The organism is Clostridium sp. CX1 (assembly GCF_025398335.1).
Lineage (GTDB): Bacteria > Bacillota > Clostridia > Clostridiales > Clostridiaceae > Clostridium_AM > Clostridium_AM tanneri.
The window spans coordinates 13,594-30,521 of sequence record NZ_JAODOO010000024.1; the positions used below are offsets into that span (position 1 = coordinate 13,594).

The following is a 16,928-nucleotide window of genomic DNA, read 5'->3' on the forward strand; positions in this document are numbered from 1 at the left end:
AAACTACTTGATATTTTATACTGAACTTTTTTATTCAATTAAAGCATATGACAGGCAACAATATGATTTGTTTTTATTTCTTTTAAGTCTGGTTTTTCCTCAAAGCACTTATCTGTACATTTTGTACATCTCCATTTAAAACCGCAACCAGACTCTGTAGAAGAAGTAGTTTCTCTCTCCTCTGTAACTATACTTATCTCATGATCATTTCTACCTTTAATATAAAACACTGAAGACAATAATGTTTCTGTATATGGATGAGCTGCATCTGTAGTAAGTCTATGACTATCAATAATTTCAACAATTTGTCCAAGATACATTACTATGATTCTGTCACTAATGTTTCTAACCACAGCTAAATCATGCCCAATAAAAATATAAGACAATCCTTTTTCCTTCTGCAAATTCATAAGAAGGTCAATTACTTGCTGTTGAGTAGATACATCTAGAGCGGAAGTAATCTCATCACATATTATAATTTCAGGTTTTAGGGACAATGCTCTAGCTATTGCAACTCTCTGCTTTTGCCCTCCGCTTAACTGATGAGGATATCTTTCTAAAATGTTATCAGTGAGCCCAACCATTTGTAAAAGTTTTTTCACTTCATATTTAGCTTCTAATTTGTTCATAATCTTAAAATTTAATAGCGGCTCGCTTACAAAGTCCTCAATCTTCATACGAGGGTTAAAGAATTCAGAAGTATCTTGAAATATCATCTGTAATTTTCTTCTATGTTGTCTAAGATCTTCTCCTCTTAAATTGCTAATATCCCTATTATTATAGATAATACTTCCAGTATTTATAGTTTCCAAATGTGCAATTATCTTTGCTAAAGTACTTTTACCACATCCGCTTTCTCCAACTATACCTAAACATTCTCCTGAATATAATTCTAGACTTACGTTGTCAACTGCAGTTAATTTTTTCCCATCTGGCAAATTAAACTGCTTCGTAACGTTTTTTGTCTTCAATATAGGCTGATTTTTTTCTAACAAGGTTACACTCCTCCAATTGAGGCACTGCTGATAACAGATTTTTAGTATGCTCACAACCTGGGCTGTCTATTATCTGTTCTCTAGTCCCCCACTCAACTAATTCTCCCTGATGCATTACCCCTATGGTATCGCAGATATATGACGCTAATGCAATGTTATGGGTTACTATTATTATGCTTGTGTTAAAGTTATTTCTTAATTCCATCATCTGTCTTACAATCTGTGCTTGTACAGTTGGATCAAGAGCACTAGTAGGCTCATCTGCTAAAAAAAGTTCTGGTTCCATAGTCATTGCCATTGCAATAGCTACTCTTTGCTTCATACCTCCACTCAATTGAAATGGATAAGAGTTCATTATATTGTCTTCCTTCTTTAAGTACATTTTTTTAAGCATTTTAACTGCCTCATTATAGGCAGCAGCTTTCGAAATAGAAAAGTGACTCCTTATACTTTCAATAAATTGATCTCCAATCTTCCTAATAGGCGTTAGTGATCTTCCAGCATCCTGAAATACCATTCCTATCCTAGTTCCCCGAATTTCTCTCCATTCCTTCTTAGAACACTCTAATAGATTTTTCTCCTTAAAAATTATTTCTCCTGATGAAATAGAACTTCCTTTTGGAAGCAATCCTAATATGGATCGTATAAGGGTTGACTTTCCACTTCCACTTTCACCTACAATTCCTACTATTTCTTTATGACCAATTGACATATTTACATTTTTTACAACCGGAGCTTCCATCCCATATTTTATAGACAAATTTTTAACTTCTAAAATTTCCCTATTCATTATTTTATACTCACCTTGTTATCTAAAATATAGTAATCAAGAGGATGCATTTGTAGTCCAGTAACTGAATTTTTACTAACTATATTAAGCATTGGTGAAACCAAGAATATATCTGCATTGTCCTCTAATAATTTCTGCTGTACTTTTGTGGCAATATCATATCTTGCCTCAGTATTTTGTTCAGTCCTTAATCTGTCAATAAGTGCATCCACCTCTTTGCTACTGTACCCACCATAATTTTCACTTCCTCCTGTTTTAAAATATGATTCTAGGAAAGACTGCGGATCTCCTGTTACTGCTGTATTTACACTTAATAAGCAAAGATCAAAGTTCTTACTCTTTAATACATTTGCAACAGATTCGTAAGATTGAAGCTTAGTTGCTATACCAATTTCCTTAAGTTGTGCTTGCATTGCTTCTGCAATCACAGGCAGTTCTGAACGAGTTGTATAAAAAGCTAAATTCAGCTCTAACTTCTTACCATTCTTCTCTAAAATACCATCTCCATCTGCATCTTGATACCCTGCACTACTTAAAATCTTAGATGCTTCTGCTTTATTATATTTATATCCTTTAAGCTTTATATTACCAAAGGGCAGTACTCCTGGAAAAGGTCCAAGGGCCGATACCGCACTACCCTTTAACAAAGTATTAGCATAGGTTTCTCTGTCAACGCCTAAAGCAATAGCTTTACGGACTGCTGTATCCTTTAAAAACTCATTATTTAAGTTTTCATAGGATAGTATTATTCTAAGGCTAGAAATTTTATCTATATTATATTTAGCTTTGTCCTTAAATAGTGAGATGCTATTACTGGGAATATTGGTTGCAGCATCAATTTTCCCTGACTGTAATGCCATAGCACGGGTGTTGTCATCTTTAATATATTTGAAAGTTGCTTCATCTAAAGGAGCCTTCTCTCCCCAGTAATCCTTATATTTTTCTACTACCACCTGTGAGTTTGCAACATAAGATTTAACCTTGAAAGGGCCAGTACACACAGGAGCTCTTTCAAAGCTATCTGCCGCCGCACTAGTATCTACTATTGTAGTAAGAGGATCTGCAATATTACCTAAAAATGCTTCATGTGGTGTTTTAGTAGTTATAGTAAGTTCTTGTCCACTTGCAACTATAGCCTTAACAAATAGTATCTCCTGTGTTCTCGGATTTAATTTTAATGCTCTTTCGAGAGATAATTTTGCAGCCTCAGCAGTAACTGCTTTGCCATTATGGAACTTAACTTTCTCCCTAATATGAAACTTCCATGTCAAAGAATCTACTCTTTGCCAGGAGTCTGCTATAGCAGGCTCTATCTTCATATCCTTATTAAATTTAACTAAAGTTTCACCTACTCCAAACCTAGAAACAAACCAGCCATTAAATTCAAGGGCAGGATCTAGATTAGTGTGAAAATTATTTAATCCAAATATAATGTTTTTTTCCTTTTCATTATTGCTTTTATTTACAGCAGCGCTATTATTGCAAGCTGTAAGACTTGTACATAATAAAGCAGCTGCCAGTATTGATGCTAGCTTCTTCGTTAATTGAATTTTCATTTGTAAATCTCTCCTTTTTAATGGACTTTATTAAAATCTTTATAGTGTATTACCTACCATATTCTTTGTTTGGATCTAACATATCTCTTATACCATCCCCTAATAAATTGAATATCATAACCGTTACAAATATTGCTATACCTGGATATATCATTAGCCCTGGTACAGTTTGCATGTAGTTTCTTCCTTCATTGAGCATATATCCCCATTCTGGAGTAGGCGGCTGAGCACCAAGACCTAGGAATGAAAGAGATGATATTTCAAGCATCATAGTTCCAATATCCATGGTGGCCATTACAATAAGAGATGGTATTATATTTGGTAATATGTATTTTAAAATTATTTTATATTCCTTAGCGCCTCCCATTTTAGCTGCCTTAATATAATCTTTTTTTCTAACTGACATTACTAAGCTACGGCTTACTCTAGCATACTTTACCCAGTCTACTACGGCTAGAGCTATAACAGTGTTTATTGAGCTAGGTCCAAGTACCCCTGCAATAGCAATAGCAAAAATAATTCCTGGAAAAGCAAGAAAAACATCGGAAAACCTCATTACTATTGTGTCAGCTATTCCCCCCAAATAACCTGACACCATCCCCATTGCTGTGCCAACTATAAAGGCTATTATAACCAGAGAAAAGGTCATTTTTAAGGAATTCAGTGCTCCATATAGCAATCTTGAAAGTAAACATCTTCCAAGATTATCTGTACCTAGCAGAAATTCACCACTTGGTCCTTGAAGTGAATTTGTCATATTGGTTTTAAGAGGGTCATGTGGGGCTATGTGTGGCGCAAGTAGACTTATTAAAACTAATATCATTGCTAATGTGCAAAAACATATAAATGACTTATTTTTTCTAAAAATTAAACTAGAACCTTTCATAATTAGCCCTCTTTTCTAAACGGATACGGGGATCTAAAAAATAATATGAAACGTCAACTAATATATTAATTACTGTATAAATAACTGTAATCCATAAAACATAACCTTGTATCAATGGGTAATCTCTATCAAATATAGCTTCTACAGCTAGCTTGCCTACACCTGGCCAAGAAAAAATTGTTTCAATAATTGCTGTTCCTCCCAGTAAAGACCCCAGAGATAACCCCAATAGAGTTACAATTGACAGCAATGAACTCTGTAAGACATGATTTAATAGTATAACTCTACCTTTAATTCCTCTAGCTTTAGCACCAATCACATAATCTTGAGATATTTCTTCTAATATAGCTACTCTAATCTGTCTTATATATTTTGATGCCATGGCGATGGTTAAAGTAGCAACGGGCAATATAATACTTTCCCAGCCAGAATCGCCCATCACTGGCAGTATTTTAAACTTTAATGCAAATATATATATGAGCAATAGTCCAACCCAAAATCCTGGCATTGATATTCCAACAAAGGATATTATTCTAATTGCATAATCTAATATTCTATTCTTGTTTAATGCAGATATAATGCCTAGCGGCAGTGCTATAACCATCATCATAATCATTGATAGTCCTGCAAGCTTTATCGTAGCAGGCAAACTCGATATTATTAAATCTAACACAGGTTTATTATATTTGTACGAAATTCCGAAATCACCTTTAAATACACCAAGTAACCAATGAAAATACTGAACTAAAAATGATCTATTTAATCCTAGTTCCTCCCTTACTTGTTCCACAAGTTTAGGAGAAGGAGTAACTCCTGTAGCATTAAGCATGAGAATTGCTGGATCACCTGGCGAAAAGTATATCAAGGCAAATGTTAAAAATGTAACTCCGAATAAAACAGGAACTAAATATACTAATCTTTTTACTATATACTTTTGCAACTTATCTTATCACCCTCTCCATATTGCCCTAGAGTTTGGTACTTGTTACAACTTATAAGCACATATACTAAACATAGGTGTTGTTTTATAGGCTATTTTCTCATCTTCTGTATATATATAATCTGAAATGTCCTTTTCTACTATTACTTTTTCAAATCCGCACTTTCCTAACACTTCCTTATCCCACTCTGGACGGAACTTGTATGTAAGTGGAAGATCCTTTGCAATTTCTTCACATTCTTCTCTTTGTTTTTCGTTAGTTTTACAATCATATCCCATGTTCCTAGCTAGTTCCATATCCTTTTCATATTTCTCTTTTAGCTCTAAACTGGACAGGTAAAAATACCAATTAGCATCGAAAATAACTAATCTTCCTCCCTTGTTTAGAAGTTTAAACCAACTTTTATAAGTTTTTTCAGGCTCTTTTAGTGTCCAAGTTACATTTCTACTAATAATTAGGTCGAAGCTTTCTCCTAATAACTCTAAATCTTCTCCGTTAGTTCTTATAAAGTTTATCTTCACTTCTGCTAATGCCGCATTAGTTTTTGCTTCCTCAATCATACTTTTTGAAGAATCAATTGCAGTTACATTAAATCCCATCTGAGCCATAATAATTGCAAAAAAGCCCGGTCCAGTACCTATATCTAGCACCTTCACACTACTTTTATCTGAAACTTTATCCTTTATAATTTTACTCCAAGCCTCTTTTTTAAAACTGTTCATGTCTTCATTTATCATTTCGCTGTATGTATTTGCTCTGTTATTCCAATACTTTTCAATACTTAACTCCATTTAAGTTCTCCCCCTCTATTATTTTTATACTAATTTTTAAAGATGCGTACTAATTGCTTATTATTTAAAATTTACTTTACTTAATTTTATACAGCAAAATTTGTGCCATACTAATTACAGAGATTCTACATGGTTTAAAGTAGTAAAAATTCTCAAAGTGGTACAGGATTAATATCGTTTTGAGAATTTTCACCACTTTTTTTCATTTTGAAACTATGATTTACCTTGTCATTCTCATGCCTCATATACGCTGCTACTTAATACCAAGTAGTTAAAACAGCTTTAGTATTTTCACAAATTCATCACATTTGTCTCATAATTACCTCATAATTTATAGTTATTATATAAACATCAAAACAAAAAAATTACTTGGAGGTATTAATTATGAAAAAGAAAAATTTTATACTAACCTTTGCCCTGGCATTAGCCTTAGGAGCCGGAGCTACAGTTTACGCTGACTCTACTAGTGTTTCACCTACAACTACTAATACTATTCCTCAAGGTTATGGCTTTGGAAGAATCACTGGTCAACGAGGTTATGAGTTTATGGCTGATTTGTTAAGGGATAAGTTTGGAATAAGCGACAGCGATATAGCTGCTGCTAAAAACTCTGGAAAAACTCTTTATGACCTGGCAAAGGAAAAGGGAGTAACTGACGAACAGTTTAAATCCGCTATGGTTGAAGAAAGAACTAAGACTATAGATGAAGCTATTCAAAATGGCTCTGTTACAAAAGAACAGGGAGATGCCCTTAAAGCAAGAATTATAGATAACTCAGCAAACTGTACTCTTGGTCAAGGACCTGCTCAAGGAAAAGTAAATGGCTTTGGTAGAGGACGGGGCATGGGACAGAACTGTAGCAATTTTAACATTGCAAACACCTCTAATTAAGTAATAACAACTCACCCTCATCCATAAGTTGAATGTAAAACTAGTAATTACATTATTAACTATTATGTGGTAAAATACATCTATCATTAATATTACAATTAGTACTTACAGAAAGAGGGGATAGAATGAAAATTTCAATTATCTATCATTCCGTTGGGGGAAATACTAAAAAGGTTGCAGATATTATTGCTGAAGGAGCAAAAATAAAGGATGACATAGAAGTTAAGTCTATGAGCATAGATGAACTAGATGAAAAGTTTATTGAAGAATCAAAGGCTGTTATTTTTGGATGTCCTACCTACCATGCAACTTTCTCCTGGCAAATGAAAAAATGGTTTGATACTAATAAAATTAGTTTTGAAGGTAAACTTGGTAGTGTTTTTGCAACAGAGAACTTCCTTGGTGGCGGTGCGGATGTTGCTGAATTATCTATGATAGGCCATATGCTTGTTATGGGAATGTTAATTTATTCTGCAGGTCATACAAAAAAAGGCCCTATTACTCACTATGGAGCAGTAACAATAAAAGATGGGGATGAGTGGCAACAAAATAGAGCTAGAATTTTAGGACAAAGAGTAGCTGAAAAATCTCTTGAGATTTTTGGAGCTTAAAACAATACTAACAAAAATATCTGTTATGAACTTGACAACATAACTATAGATTATAAAATGGTTATTTAAAGACCTAAAGGATCAATATTCCATTAGGTCTTTTTGCTTATTAGTCTTTCTTTCAAATTATACATACATATGCCTTAACCTTGAATATTAGTTAACATAAGTTTTGCTTATTAGTTCGCTAACAGATCTAATTGAACTTTGGTATAAATTGGTGTTATCATTAATATTGTTGTGTTTTAAGTTATCTGTATAATACTTTTAAGGGGTGTATTAGATTGAATAAAAAATTAACTGAACAAGAAATAAAAAATTTAAAAGGACAAGGCTATATACTACAAAATGACAGAGAGCACTTTGTATGCAGAGTAATTACTGTAGATGGAAGTTTAACTCCGAAAGAAGGCAAAAAAATCTTCGATATCTCTGCTAAATATGGTAAAGGATATGCAAGTTTCACCACTAGGTTAACAGTTGAAATTCCAGGAATTAAATATGAAGATATCCCTAAGGTTAGAGCTGAACTAAAAGAAGTGGGACTTTATGCTGGTGGGACAGGCCCAAGAGTTAGACCAGTTGTATCCTGTAAAGGAACTGTATGCAATTTTGGCTTGTTAGACACCCAAGAATTAAATAGAAGAATACATGAAAGATTTTATTTAGGCTGGTATGATGTAACCTTACCTCATAAATTTAAAATAGGTGTTGGTGGATGCCCAAATAACTGTATAAAACCTAACCTTAATGACATTGGAATAATGGGTCAGAAAAAACCAAAAATTGATAAGAAATCCTGTTCCAGCTGCCAAAAATGTGCAGTTGAAACTTCTTGTAGGATGAAGGCCGCCAAAGTTGTTGATGAAAAAATCACCATTGATTCTAATAAGTGTATTAACTGCGGCCTATGCATTAAAAAATGCCACTTTGATGCAGTACAGCTAGAGCAAGAAGGAGTAAAAATATTTATAGGCGGTAAATGGGGAAAGACCACAAGAGTAGGTTCTGATTTAGGTGAAATATTTACCCAGGAAGAAGCTATGGATGTTATTGAAAAGTCAATATTATACTATAAGGAAAATGGAGTTACTGGTGAGAGATTCGGTGAAATGATTGATAGAATTAGTTTTAAAGAAGTACAGCAATCACTTCTTAATGCTGAAATACTAAAGAGAAAAGAAGAGATAATCAATAGATCCTAACAGCTACTAATATAAAAGAAGCGGCTTACAAGGCCGCTTCTTTTACATTGAATTTACTTATGTATTTATAAATTGCTTTAAAATACATAATTTATCAGTTCTCTTTACAAACTCATCACAATTTATTCATAGTTCTATTAAAATATTTTAGTATAATTATATTAGACTTATATTTAAAATATATTTATACTTATAAGATTAAGGTCATTTATAAAATATTTACAGTATAAAAACTTAAGTGAGGTTATTTTTATGAAAGGTAGAATATTGATAGTAGAAGATGAAAAGAAGTTGGCAGAAGTAATGTGCTTATATCTTAGAAAAGAAGGCTATGAAGCTACCCCTGTTTACGACGGAGAATCTGGTGAAAAATATATTGAGGAAGATACCTTTGACCTAATAATTTTAGATGTAATGATGCCTAAAAAAGATGGTTGGTCACTGCTTAGAAAAATAAAAGCTAAAGGTTCTACACCAGTTATCTTAACTACCGCGAGGGGTGAAGAGGAAGATAGAATTTTTGGTCTAGAATTAGGGGCTGATGACTATATGGTTAAACCAATCAGCATGAGAGAATTGGTTCTTAGAGTAAATCTAAGAATTATTAATAAGGAATCAAAAGCTGAACTTTTATTATCTGACGGCATGTCAATTTCGGAAGATACTAGAACAGTTTTAGAAAATGATTTAAAAATTAATCTAACCCCTAAAGAATTTGATCTGCTGTTATTCCTTTGTAAAAATCCTGGTCAAGTCTTTAAGAGAGAGCAACTTTTAGATAAGGTATGGGGATATGATTTTCTTGGAGATACTAGAACTATAGACACTCATGTTAAGAACTTAAGAGAAAAACTAAACTTTTGTGAGAAAAATTTAAAAACCATATGGGGTGTTGGATATAAAATAGAACTATAGGGAGATTATATATGGGAAAAATAACGAAAAAACTAATAAAACATTTTATATCCATTATTACTGTTGTTGTACTTATTTGCTTTTTTGTTAGCAGTATATTCCTATCTAAGTTTTATATGGATATGCAGTATAGAGAACTTAGGTATTCTGCAGAAAAAATATATGATATTCTTAAATCAAAGGAAGACACATTAGGACCGTCTTTAATGACACAAAATTTCAGTGCCTTTCTCATAAAGGAAAATTCCATAACTACCTTAAGTCATAGTAGAATGGGAATGATGCCCCTTTTTAGTAATATAGACTTGAAAAACTTAAAAGAAAAAGGCTCTTTTAAAAGTCCTATGAATACGGAATTTCTATATTATAAATACCACAGCGATTTAGGAGATATAATTATAATTCAAAACAGCGAATTTTCATCCAGTTATCTTAATATAGCTTATTTCATTCTAATGCTTGTATTTTTATTTGCTTTAGTGCTATCAGTGCCTATTATTGCAGCCTTTGGTAAGAGATTTACTAAACCTATTTTAGAATTGCAGAGAGCTTCCTATGACATATCTCAAGGGAACTTTAATATAAACATAGATATAAATACAAAGGACGAAATAGAAGATTTATCAAAAAGCCTTCTAGCTATGTCTGAAAGCTTAGGAAAAAGGAATGTCCTTCAAAGAAATTTTATTGCTAACGTATCCCATGACTTTAAGACACCTCTAAGCATAATAAGAAACTATAGTGAAGCAATTTATGATGACATTCTAGATGAACCAGAGAGAAAAGAATATTCAAAATCAATAATTTCAGAGGTAGATAGATTGAACTCCTTAGTTATGGACTTACTTGAACTTTCGAAATTACAAGGTGGGGTTTACCCTATTAATAAGGAGTACTTTAATCTAAAAGAATTTTTAACCAGTTTTCATAATACCTTTAAGTCTATTGCTGCCAGCAAAAACATAGAATTGACCTTTTCCTCACCAAATGTTCAGATAAATGCAGATCCCAAACATATATATAGAGTTTTATATAATTTTATAGATAATGCTTTAAAATTTAGTTTTAATGATAGTAAAGTTGAGATTTCAGCTATCCTACTGGATGGTAACCTGAAAATTTCTGTTAAAGACCACGGTACAGGTATTGATGCTTCCATGCTAGATGATATTTGGAATAGGTACTACAAGCATTCTAGAAAGGGCGGCATGGGCCTTGGACTTGCCATTTGTAGTGAACTTCTAAAGCTTCATGGCTTTGTTTATGGCGTTAAAAGCCAGCCTAATGAAGAAACAGAGTTTTACTTTTTTATACCTAAGGATAGTATAATCTTTAAATAAAAAATAGCGGATTAAGCTCCGCTTTTTTTACATGTTATCTTGAAGACTAAGAACTTTTCCTACCTTGGTTAAATCTATTGACCTTCCTTGTTTTTTAATTAAGGTCACATCATAATATTCCTCCAGAAACTTAATATGTTGTGATACCGACGATGTGTTAGATTTAGTTTTTCCCTAAATACATACACAGTTTCTTCCTTAGTCCAAAATGAGAGATAAGTGCTATCGTATCAAATAGTATACCAGTTACACAAACTCCAATCCATCCAAAATGTGACCAACTGTATGCTCCAAGAATAGATCCAGTAGAGCCTCCTATAAAATAAGAAACCATGAAGACTGTGTTAATCCTATTGCGGGCCTCTGCATTTAATGCAAAGATTCTTGCTTGGTTTGATACCTGTCCAGCCTGTGTACCGAGATCAAGCAAAATGACTCCAATAATCAGCCCCCATAGTTTGAAACCTAAAAGTAGAAAGCAAACATAGGATATTATACAAATAACAATAGCCATACCAAGAGTAAATCTCGGACTCTTTTTATCTGCAACCCTTCCTACTAAAGATGCAGCTAAGGCACCGGTTACCCCAACTAATCCAAACAGCCCCGCTGTTTGAGCACCTAAATTATACACAGAGCTTTCCAGTAAAAAAACAAGCGTTGTCCAAAATACACTAAAGGCAGCAAATAACATTGCTCCTGAAATTGAAGCTTCTCTTAAAATCGGTTCAGTTTTTAAGAGTCCCCATAAAGAACCTAATAATTTTTTATACGCTACCTTTGAGCTTGGCAGACTTACTGGAAGCAATGCCTTTAAAGCTGCTGCCAAAATCATCATCATGATTGCAGCAATAATATACACTGTTCTCCAACCAAAAGCAGTGCCTATAATTCCACTGAAGGTACGAGATAATAATATTCCTATAAGCAGTCCACTCATAACATTTCCAATTATCTTCCCTCTCTCACTAGGCAGAGCAAGTTGTGCTGCAAAAGGAACAATAAGCTGAGGGATAATAGATGTAAAGCCTACAGCAAAAGCAGCAAAGAATAATATACCTATGTTAAATGAAGCAGACATAATTATAAGTGCAGCCGCAGCTACAAATAACATAAGTACAATTAAGGATCGCCGTTCTCTTATATCTCCTAAGGGCAGTAAGAACAACATTCCCATTGCATAACCTATTTGAGTAAGCATTGCTACTACTCCTATATCTGCCTGTGACACGTCAAAGGTTCTAGCAATTTCTGAAAGAAGCGGCTGAGCATAATATATATTAGCTACAGTAATTCCGCATGCAGCAGCCATTAATAATACTAAAGAAGGGGTAATTATAAATTCCTCACGTATAACATTACTCTTTGAATTCAATCTTTATTCTCCTCTCATCAAATGCCACCTACATAACCAAGGGCGAAAATGTATCTTGACCTTTGTTATATAGATGGCACCTACTCTTTTCCCACATCTTATTCTAAAATTACATACCTTTTTAGTCAACAATAGACTGAAAACTTACTGCAAATATATTTATACCTTATAGGTTTAACTACTTCTTTTCCTCTCCACAATATATTTTTCCGCTGCTAAAGCTGCAATAGTTCCATCAGAAACAGCAGTTGTTATCTGTCTAAACACTTTCTCTCTAACATCGCCAGCTGCATATACTCCTTTTATGTTAGTTTGCATATTTTCGTCAGCAATAATGTATCCTCCTGCTGTAAGTTTTAAATACTCTTTAAACAACTCTGTTTTCGGCTCAGTACCTATATATCCAAAAACCGCACTTACAGCTATCTCTTTTTCTTCTCCAGTTTGTGTGTTTTTTACAAAGGCCTTTTCTACAAATTGCTCACCATCAACATTAACTAAATCCCAATTATACATAACCTCAACTTTAGGATGATTTAAAACTTCATCAATGGTTGATTTTTCCCCCTTAAAAAAGTCTTTTCTTCTTATCATTATGACCTTTGAGGCAAACTTTGTAAGGAATAAAGCTTCTTCTAGAGCTGAATTCCCACCACCAACAACAGCAACTACACTTCCTTCATATATTGCACCATCACAGACAGCACAATAGTGAACACCTTTACTTGAGAACTTTTCCTCGTTAGGAATAGGGAGTTTCTTTGGCGTAGCACCGGTAGAAATAATTAATACCTTTGGTTTATATGTATATTTTTTTGTTTCTACTACTTTTTCGTCATCACTTAAGGTAACGTTAGTAATTTGACTGAATTTTTCCATACTAGCCCCTAATTCCTTAGCCTGTTCTGCCATTAAGTCTGATAATTCATCGCCTTTCACAGTCTTAAATCCAGGATAATTTTCTATGGTAAAGCTAGTTCTAACCTGGCCTCCTAACATCTGACTTTCAAGTAAAACCATATTCATTTTTGCTCTTGCGGCGTATATTGCAGCAGTAAGACCAGCTGGTCCTCCTCCTATTATCATTAAGTCTAATTCCTTTATTTCTTTGGTCATTTTCTCTTCTCCTTATTTTTCAATTATACTTTCTAACTAAATTCTTTATGAACATAATATTAGATTTTTTAACTTTGATTTTTGCTAAAATAAGGACTGAGACTAGCTTTATATAAAATTCAATCTAGTACCAGTCCTAAAATTTATCAACTTATAAACCTAGTAGATCCTCCAGTTTATTTTGATCAAAACCAATAACAATATCCCCATTGATGTCTATCACAGGTACTCCCCTCTGGCCAGACTTATTAATCATCTCCATAGCCGCCTCTGGATCCTCACTAACATTCTTTTCTTCAAAGGAAACGTCATTGGACTTTAGGTAATCCTTTACCACTGTACACCATGGTCAAGTTTTTGTTGTATAAACTATAACATTCATTTTATTCTCCTCCTATATATCGGAATTATTTATAGTTATAATTTGCTAAAGCCACATTTTTATACTCTTATTATCTATTTACTTAAATAGGCAATGATTTCTTTTATCCACTAAGTTTTCGGGTAACTTAGAACCTATAATATATGCTTATAATTCAATAATAACCTCTATAATGATATGAATTTATAAAAAAATCTCTATAAAGATATGAATATATTAAACTCTCTGCTAATATATATAAATATAACGTCATTTGCTTATAAAACACACCACTTACCAAGAAAAAGGTGATATGTTTTGCTCTAAAACATACCACCTTTTGTATTAATAAAAAGCTTATTCAACGCTTACTACTTCATATCCAGCATCTTCGATTGCAGCTTTTATAGTTTCATCACTAAGCTCTCCACTAGCTTCAACTACTGCAGTCTTTGATTCTAAATCAACTGTCACACTAGTTACCCCATTAAGCTCTTCTAAAGCATTTTTAACATGATTAACACAATGTCCACAACTCATTCCTTCAACTATTATCTTCTTTTTCATTTTAATTTCCCCTTTCTTGATGAAATTTTATATAATTTATATAGATAAACAACTATAAATCTTAGTTTTTAACAGAGATTTATGAAGTTTTTCATATCATTTTATAAAAACCTTAAAGTCCCTTATCCTATACTGTAGGAGTAAAACCTTTTAATCTTAATGCATTTGTAAGTACAGACACAGAACTTAGACTCATAGCAAGAGCTGCTATCATTGGATTTAGCAGTGGACCTCCAAAGATATATAAGATACCCATAGCTACTGGTATTCCTAATGTATTATATCCAAATGCCCAGAATAAATTTTGCTTTATATTGGTTATAGTTTTCTTGCTTAAGTCTATTGCTGTAACAACATCCTTCAAATCACTTCTCATAAGAACTATATCTGCAGACTCCATAGCAACGTCTGTTCCAGACCCTATGGCTATACCTACATCAGCTTGAGCTAGAGCCGGTGCATCATTTATACCGTCCCCAACCATGGCAACTTTTTTATTTTCAGCTTGAAGTTTTTTAACCTCATTTGCTTTATCCTGTGGTAAAACCTCTGCAAGTATCCTATCAATTCCCACTTGCTTTGCTATAGCCTCAGCAGTTTTCTTGTTGTCTCCAGTTATCATAGCAACTTCTATTCCCATTGAATGAAGCTTTTCTATGGCCTTTTTACTATTTTCTTTCACTGTATCAGCTACTGCAACTATACCAATTAACTTATTTTCAAGTGCTACATACATTGGCGTCTTACCTTCTGCTGCTAATTTATTTGATGTGTTCTCTAAATTTTCTAAAGAAATATTACTTTCAACCATAAGCTTTCTGTTTCCCAAAAGCACTTTTTTGTTATCTATAGTAACTTCTATTCCATGACCTGGTATTGCCTTAAATAAATCTATCTTCTTAAACTCTAATCCTCTTTCTTCCGCTCCTTTTACTATAGCTTCTCCAAGAGGATGCTCTGAACCCTTTTCCGCAGATGCTGCTAGTTGAAGCAAGTAGTCTTCTGTTATATCTGATGTAGTTACAATATCTGTAACCTTTGGCTTACCCTCTGTTATCGTCCCTGTCTTGTCAAATACTATAGTTTGTATTCTATGAGCCGTTTCAAGGGCAGTACCACTCTTTATAAGCACACCATATTCAGCACCTTTCCCAGTGCCCACCATTATAGCTGTCGGTGTAGCAAGTCCAAGAGAACATGGGCAAGCTATTACAAGAACAGATATAAATATTGTAAGAGCAAATACTGCTGACTCACCATATAAAAGCCAACCTACTGAAGAGACTAATGCTAATATAATTACCACAGGAACAAAATAACCAGATATTACGTCTGCAAGTTTTGCTATTGGAGCTTTAGAGCCCTGAGCTTCTTCTACTAATTTAACAATTTGAGCTAATGCTGTATCCTTACCAACTCTCGTTGCCTTATATCTTATAGAACCATTTTTGTTTATACTAGCTCCTATAACCTTATCTCCAACAGTTTTTTCCACCGGTATGCTTTCACCAGTTAGCATTGATTCATCTACAGAGGTAACTCCCTCTACTACTTCCCCATCTACAGGAACTTTTTCACCTGGTTTTACTAGTACTATGTCTCCAACTTCTACTTCCTCTATAGGAATTTCTTCTTCTTTTCCATTTCTAATTATAATGGCAGTTTTAGGTGCAAGTCCCATTAGCTTTTTTATAGCCTCAGAAGTTTTTCCTTTAGCTACTGATTCTAGGTATTTACCTAAAGTTATTAATGTAAGTATCACACCTGCAGATTCAAAGTACAAATGATATTCATAATTTCCTGAAAGTATTTGTACTACTGAAAAAACACTGTATAAAACTGCTGCTGTAGAACCTATTGCTATAAGTGAATCCATATTAGGGCTTCCTTTAAATAAAGTTTTAAAGCCTATGGTGAAATACTTTTTACCAGCAACTACAATAGGTATTGATAGTATGAGCTGTATAACTGCATATACCTCCTGGTGCATCATGGGATCAATAGCTGGTGGCAGCATATAATTAAACCATTCTAGAATCATTGGTCCCATAGCAATTATAAGAAGTGGAACTCCAAATACTGCCGAAATTATAAACCTGTTCCATAAACTCTTTATTTCCTGCTCTTTTTTATCCTTATCCTCATCTACAGTAATTTCTTCTTCTAAAGCCTTATAACCTGCTTTTTCTATTGCCTTTTTAATATCGGATATTCTAACCTTTGAAGCATCAAAGCTTACAGTTAACTTCTCTGACGCAAAATTTACTGTTGCCTCATATACTCCTTCTAATTTTCCTACTGCCTTCTCGACAGTTTTAACACAGGCTGCTCAGGTCATTCCCTCTACTTTTAAAGTTTTTGTGATAGCTTCAACTAAAGCCTTATAGCCAGCCTTCTCCACAGCCTTTTGTATATCTGAAAGTGATAACTTTGAGTCATCATAATTTACAGTTAACTTTTCTGTAGCAAAATTCACATTTGCTTCAGTAACTCCGTCCAATTTTTTTGAAGCTCTTTCTACTGCCTTGGCACAAGCTGCACAGGTCATGCCTTCTATCTTTAAGGTTTTACTTGACATTACTTTCCCT

General features: G+C 33.6%; 16 protein-coding genes and 1 pseudogene. 5 read left to right on the forward strand and 12 right to left on the reverse strand.

Features of this window, described 5'->3' with window-relative positions; genetic code table 11:
- Nucleotides 1–38: 38 nt before the first annotated feature.
- The 6 genes from N4T77_RS18535 to N4T77_RS18560 are packed head-to-tail and all read right to left on the reverse strand — an operon-like array spanning nt 39 to nt 5,959.
- On the reverse strand, nt 39–995 hold the full coding sequence (locus N4T77_RS18535; RefSeq protein WP_261673354.1) for an ABC transporter ATP-binding protein: 957 nt from the start codon (nt 993–995) through the stop codon (nt 39–41).
- On the reverse strand, nt 940–1,785 hold the full coding sequence (locus tag N4T77_RS18540) for an ABC transporter ATP-binding protein (RefSeq protein WP_396125162.1): 846 nt from the start codon (nt 1,783–1,785) through the stop codon (nt 940–942). The genes N4T77_RS18535 and N4T77_RS18540 overlap by 56 nt, the downstream gene beginning before the upstream one ends.
- Nucleotides 1,785–3,341 carry an ABC transporter substrate-binding protein gene (locus tag N4T77_RS18545; RefSeq protein ID WP_261673355.1) on the reverse strand — a complete coding sequence of 519 codons (1,557 nt, stop codon included), beginning with the start codon at nt 3,339–3,341 and terminating at the stop codon, nt 1,785–1,787. The genes N4T77_RS18540 and N4T77_RS18545 overlap by 1 nt, the downstream gene beginning before the upstream one ends.
- A 49-nt stretch (nt 3,342–3,390) precedes the next feature.
- Nucleotides 3,391–4,227 (reverse strand): nickel transporter permease, encoded by an 837-nt coding sequence (gene nikC / locus N4T77_RS18550; protein WP_261673356.1) that lies wholly within the window; start codon nt 4,225–4,227, stop codon nt 3,391–3,393.
- Nucleotides 4,214–5,167 (reverse strand): nickel ABC transporter permease, encoded by a 954-nt coding sequence (gene nikB, locus N4T77_RS18555; protein ID WP_261673357.1) that lies wholly within the window; start codon nt 5,165–5,167, stop codon nt 4,214–4,216. The genes nikC and nikB overlap by 14 nt, the downstream gene beginning before the upstream one ends.
- A 45-nt stretch (nt 5,168–5,212) precedes the next feature.
- Complete coding sequence (locus N4T77_RS18560; RefSeq protein WP_261673358.1) at nt 5,213–5,959, reverse strand: class I SAM-dependent methyltransferase; 747 nt, start codon at nt 5,957–5,959, stop codon at nt 5,213–5,215.
- Nucleotides 5,960–6,343: 384 nt separating this feature from the next.
- Between N4T77_RS18560 and N4T77_RS18565 the strand changes: the two genes are divergently transcribed.
- The 5 genes from N4T77_RS18565 (at nt 6,344) to N4T77_RS18585 (ending at nt 10,921) form a co-directional block, all read left to right on the forward strand.
- Nucleotides 6,344–6,850, forward strand: a complete 507-nt coding sequence (locus N4T77_RS18565) for a hypothetical protein (protein WP_261673359.1) — start codon at nt 6,344–6,346, stop codon at nt 6,848–6,850.
- A 125-nt stretch (nt 6,851–6,975) separates the two neighbouring features.
- Nucleotides 6,976–7,461, forward strand: coding sequence for a flavodoxin family protein (locus N4T77_RS18570; protein ID WP_261673360.1), 486 nt, complete (start codon nt 6,976–6,978; stop codon nt 7,459–7,461).
- A 284-nt stretch (nt 7,462–7,745) separates the two neighbouring features.
- A complete protein-coding gene (locus N4T77_RS18575) occupies nt 7,746–8,666 on the forward strand; it encodes a 4Fe-4S binding protein (RefSeq protein WP_261673361.1) in 921 nt (306 codons plus the stop codon).
- Between the two features lie 252 nt (nt 8,667–8,918).
- Nucleotides 8,919–9,581 (forward strand): response regulator transcription factor, encoded by a 663-nt coding sequence (locus N4T77_RS18580; protein WP_261673362.1) that lies wholly within the window; start codon nt 8,919–8,921, stop codon nt 9,579–9,581.
- Nucleotides 9,582–9,592: 11 nt separating this feature from the next.
- Nucleotides 9,593–10,921: a cell wall metabolism sensor histidine kinase WalK gene (locus N4T77_RS18585; RefSeq protein ID WP_261673363.1), complete on the forward strand. Its 1,329-nt coding sequence runs from the start codon at nt 9,593–9,595 to the stop codon at nt 10,919–10,921.
- A gap of 27 nt (nt 10,922–10,948) precedes the next feature.
- On the opposite strand, the pseudogene N4T77_RS20310 reads toward N4T77_RS18585, so the two are convergent.
- From N4T77_RS20310 to N4T77_RS18610, 6 genes and pseudogenes are all read right to left on the reverse strand, one after another.
- Nucleotides 10,949–11,065, reverse strand: a pseudogene (locus tag N4T77_RS20310) (hypothetical protein); the annotation flags it as partial.
- Nucleotides 11,066–11,084: 19 nt separating this feature from the next.
- On the reverse strand, nt 11,085–12,233 hold the full coding sequence (locus N4T77_RS18590) for an MFS transporter (protein WP_396125165.1): 1,149 nt from the start codon (nt 12,231–12,233) through the stop codon (nt 11,085–11,087).
- Nucleotides 12,234–12,470: 237 nt separating this feature from the next.
- The gene (trxB, locus tag N4T77_RS18595; protein WP_261673365.1) at nt 12,471–13,412 is read right to left on the reverse strand and encodes a thioredoxin-disulfide reductase; all 942 of its coding nucleotides are present in this window, start codon (nt 13,410–13,412) and stop codon (nt 12,471–12,473) included.
- A 151-nt stretch (nt 13,413–13,563) separates the two neighbouring features.
- Complete coding sequence (locus tag N4T77_RS18600; protein ID WP_261673366.1) at nt 13,564–13,794, reverse strand: glutaredoxin domain-containing protein; 231 nt, start codon at nt 13,792–13,794, stop codon at nt 13,564–13,566.
- Between the two features lie 336 nt (nt 13,795–14,130).
- Nucleotides 14,131–14,340 carry a heavy-metal-associated domain-containing protein gene (locus N4T77_RS18605; protein WP_261673367.1) on the reverse strand — a complete coding sequence of 70 codons (210 nt, stop codon included), beginning with the start codon at nt 14,338–14,340 and terminating at the stop codon, nt 14,131–14,133.
- Between the two features lie 127 nt (nt 14,341–14,467).
- Nucleotides 14,468–16,918 (reverse strand): heavy metal translocating P-type ATPase, encoded by a 2,451-nt coding sequence (locus N4T77_RS18610; protein ID WP_261673368.1) that lies wholly within the window; start codon nt 16,916–16,918, stop codon nt 14,468–14,470.
- Nucleotides 16,919–16,928 lie beyond the last annotated feature (10 nt).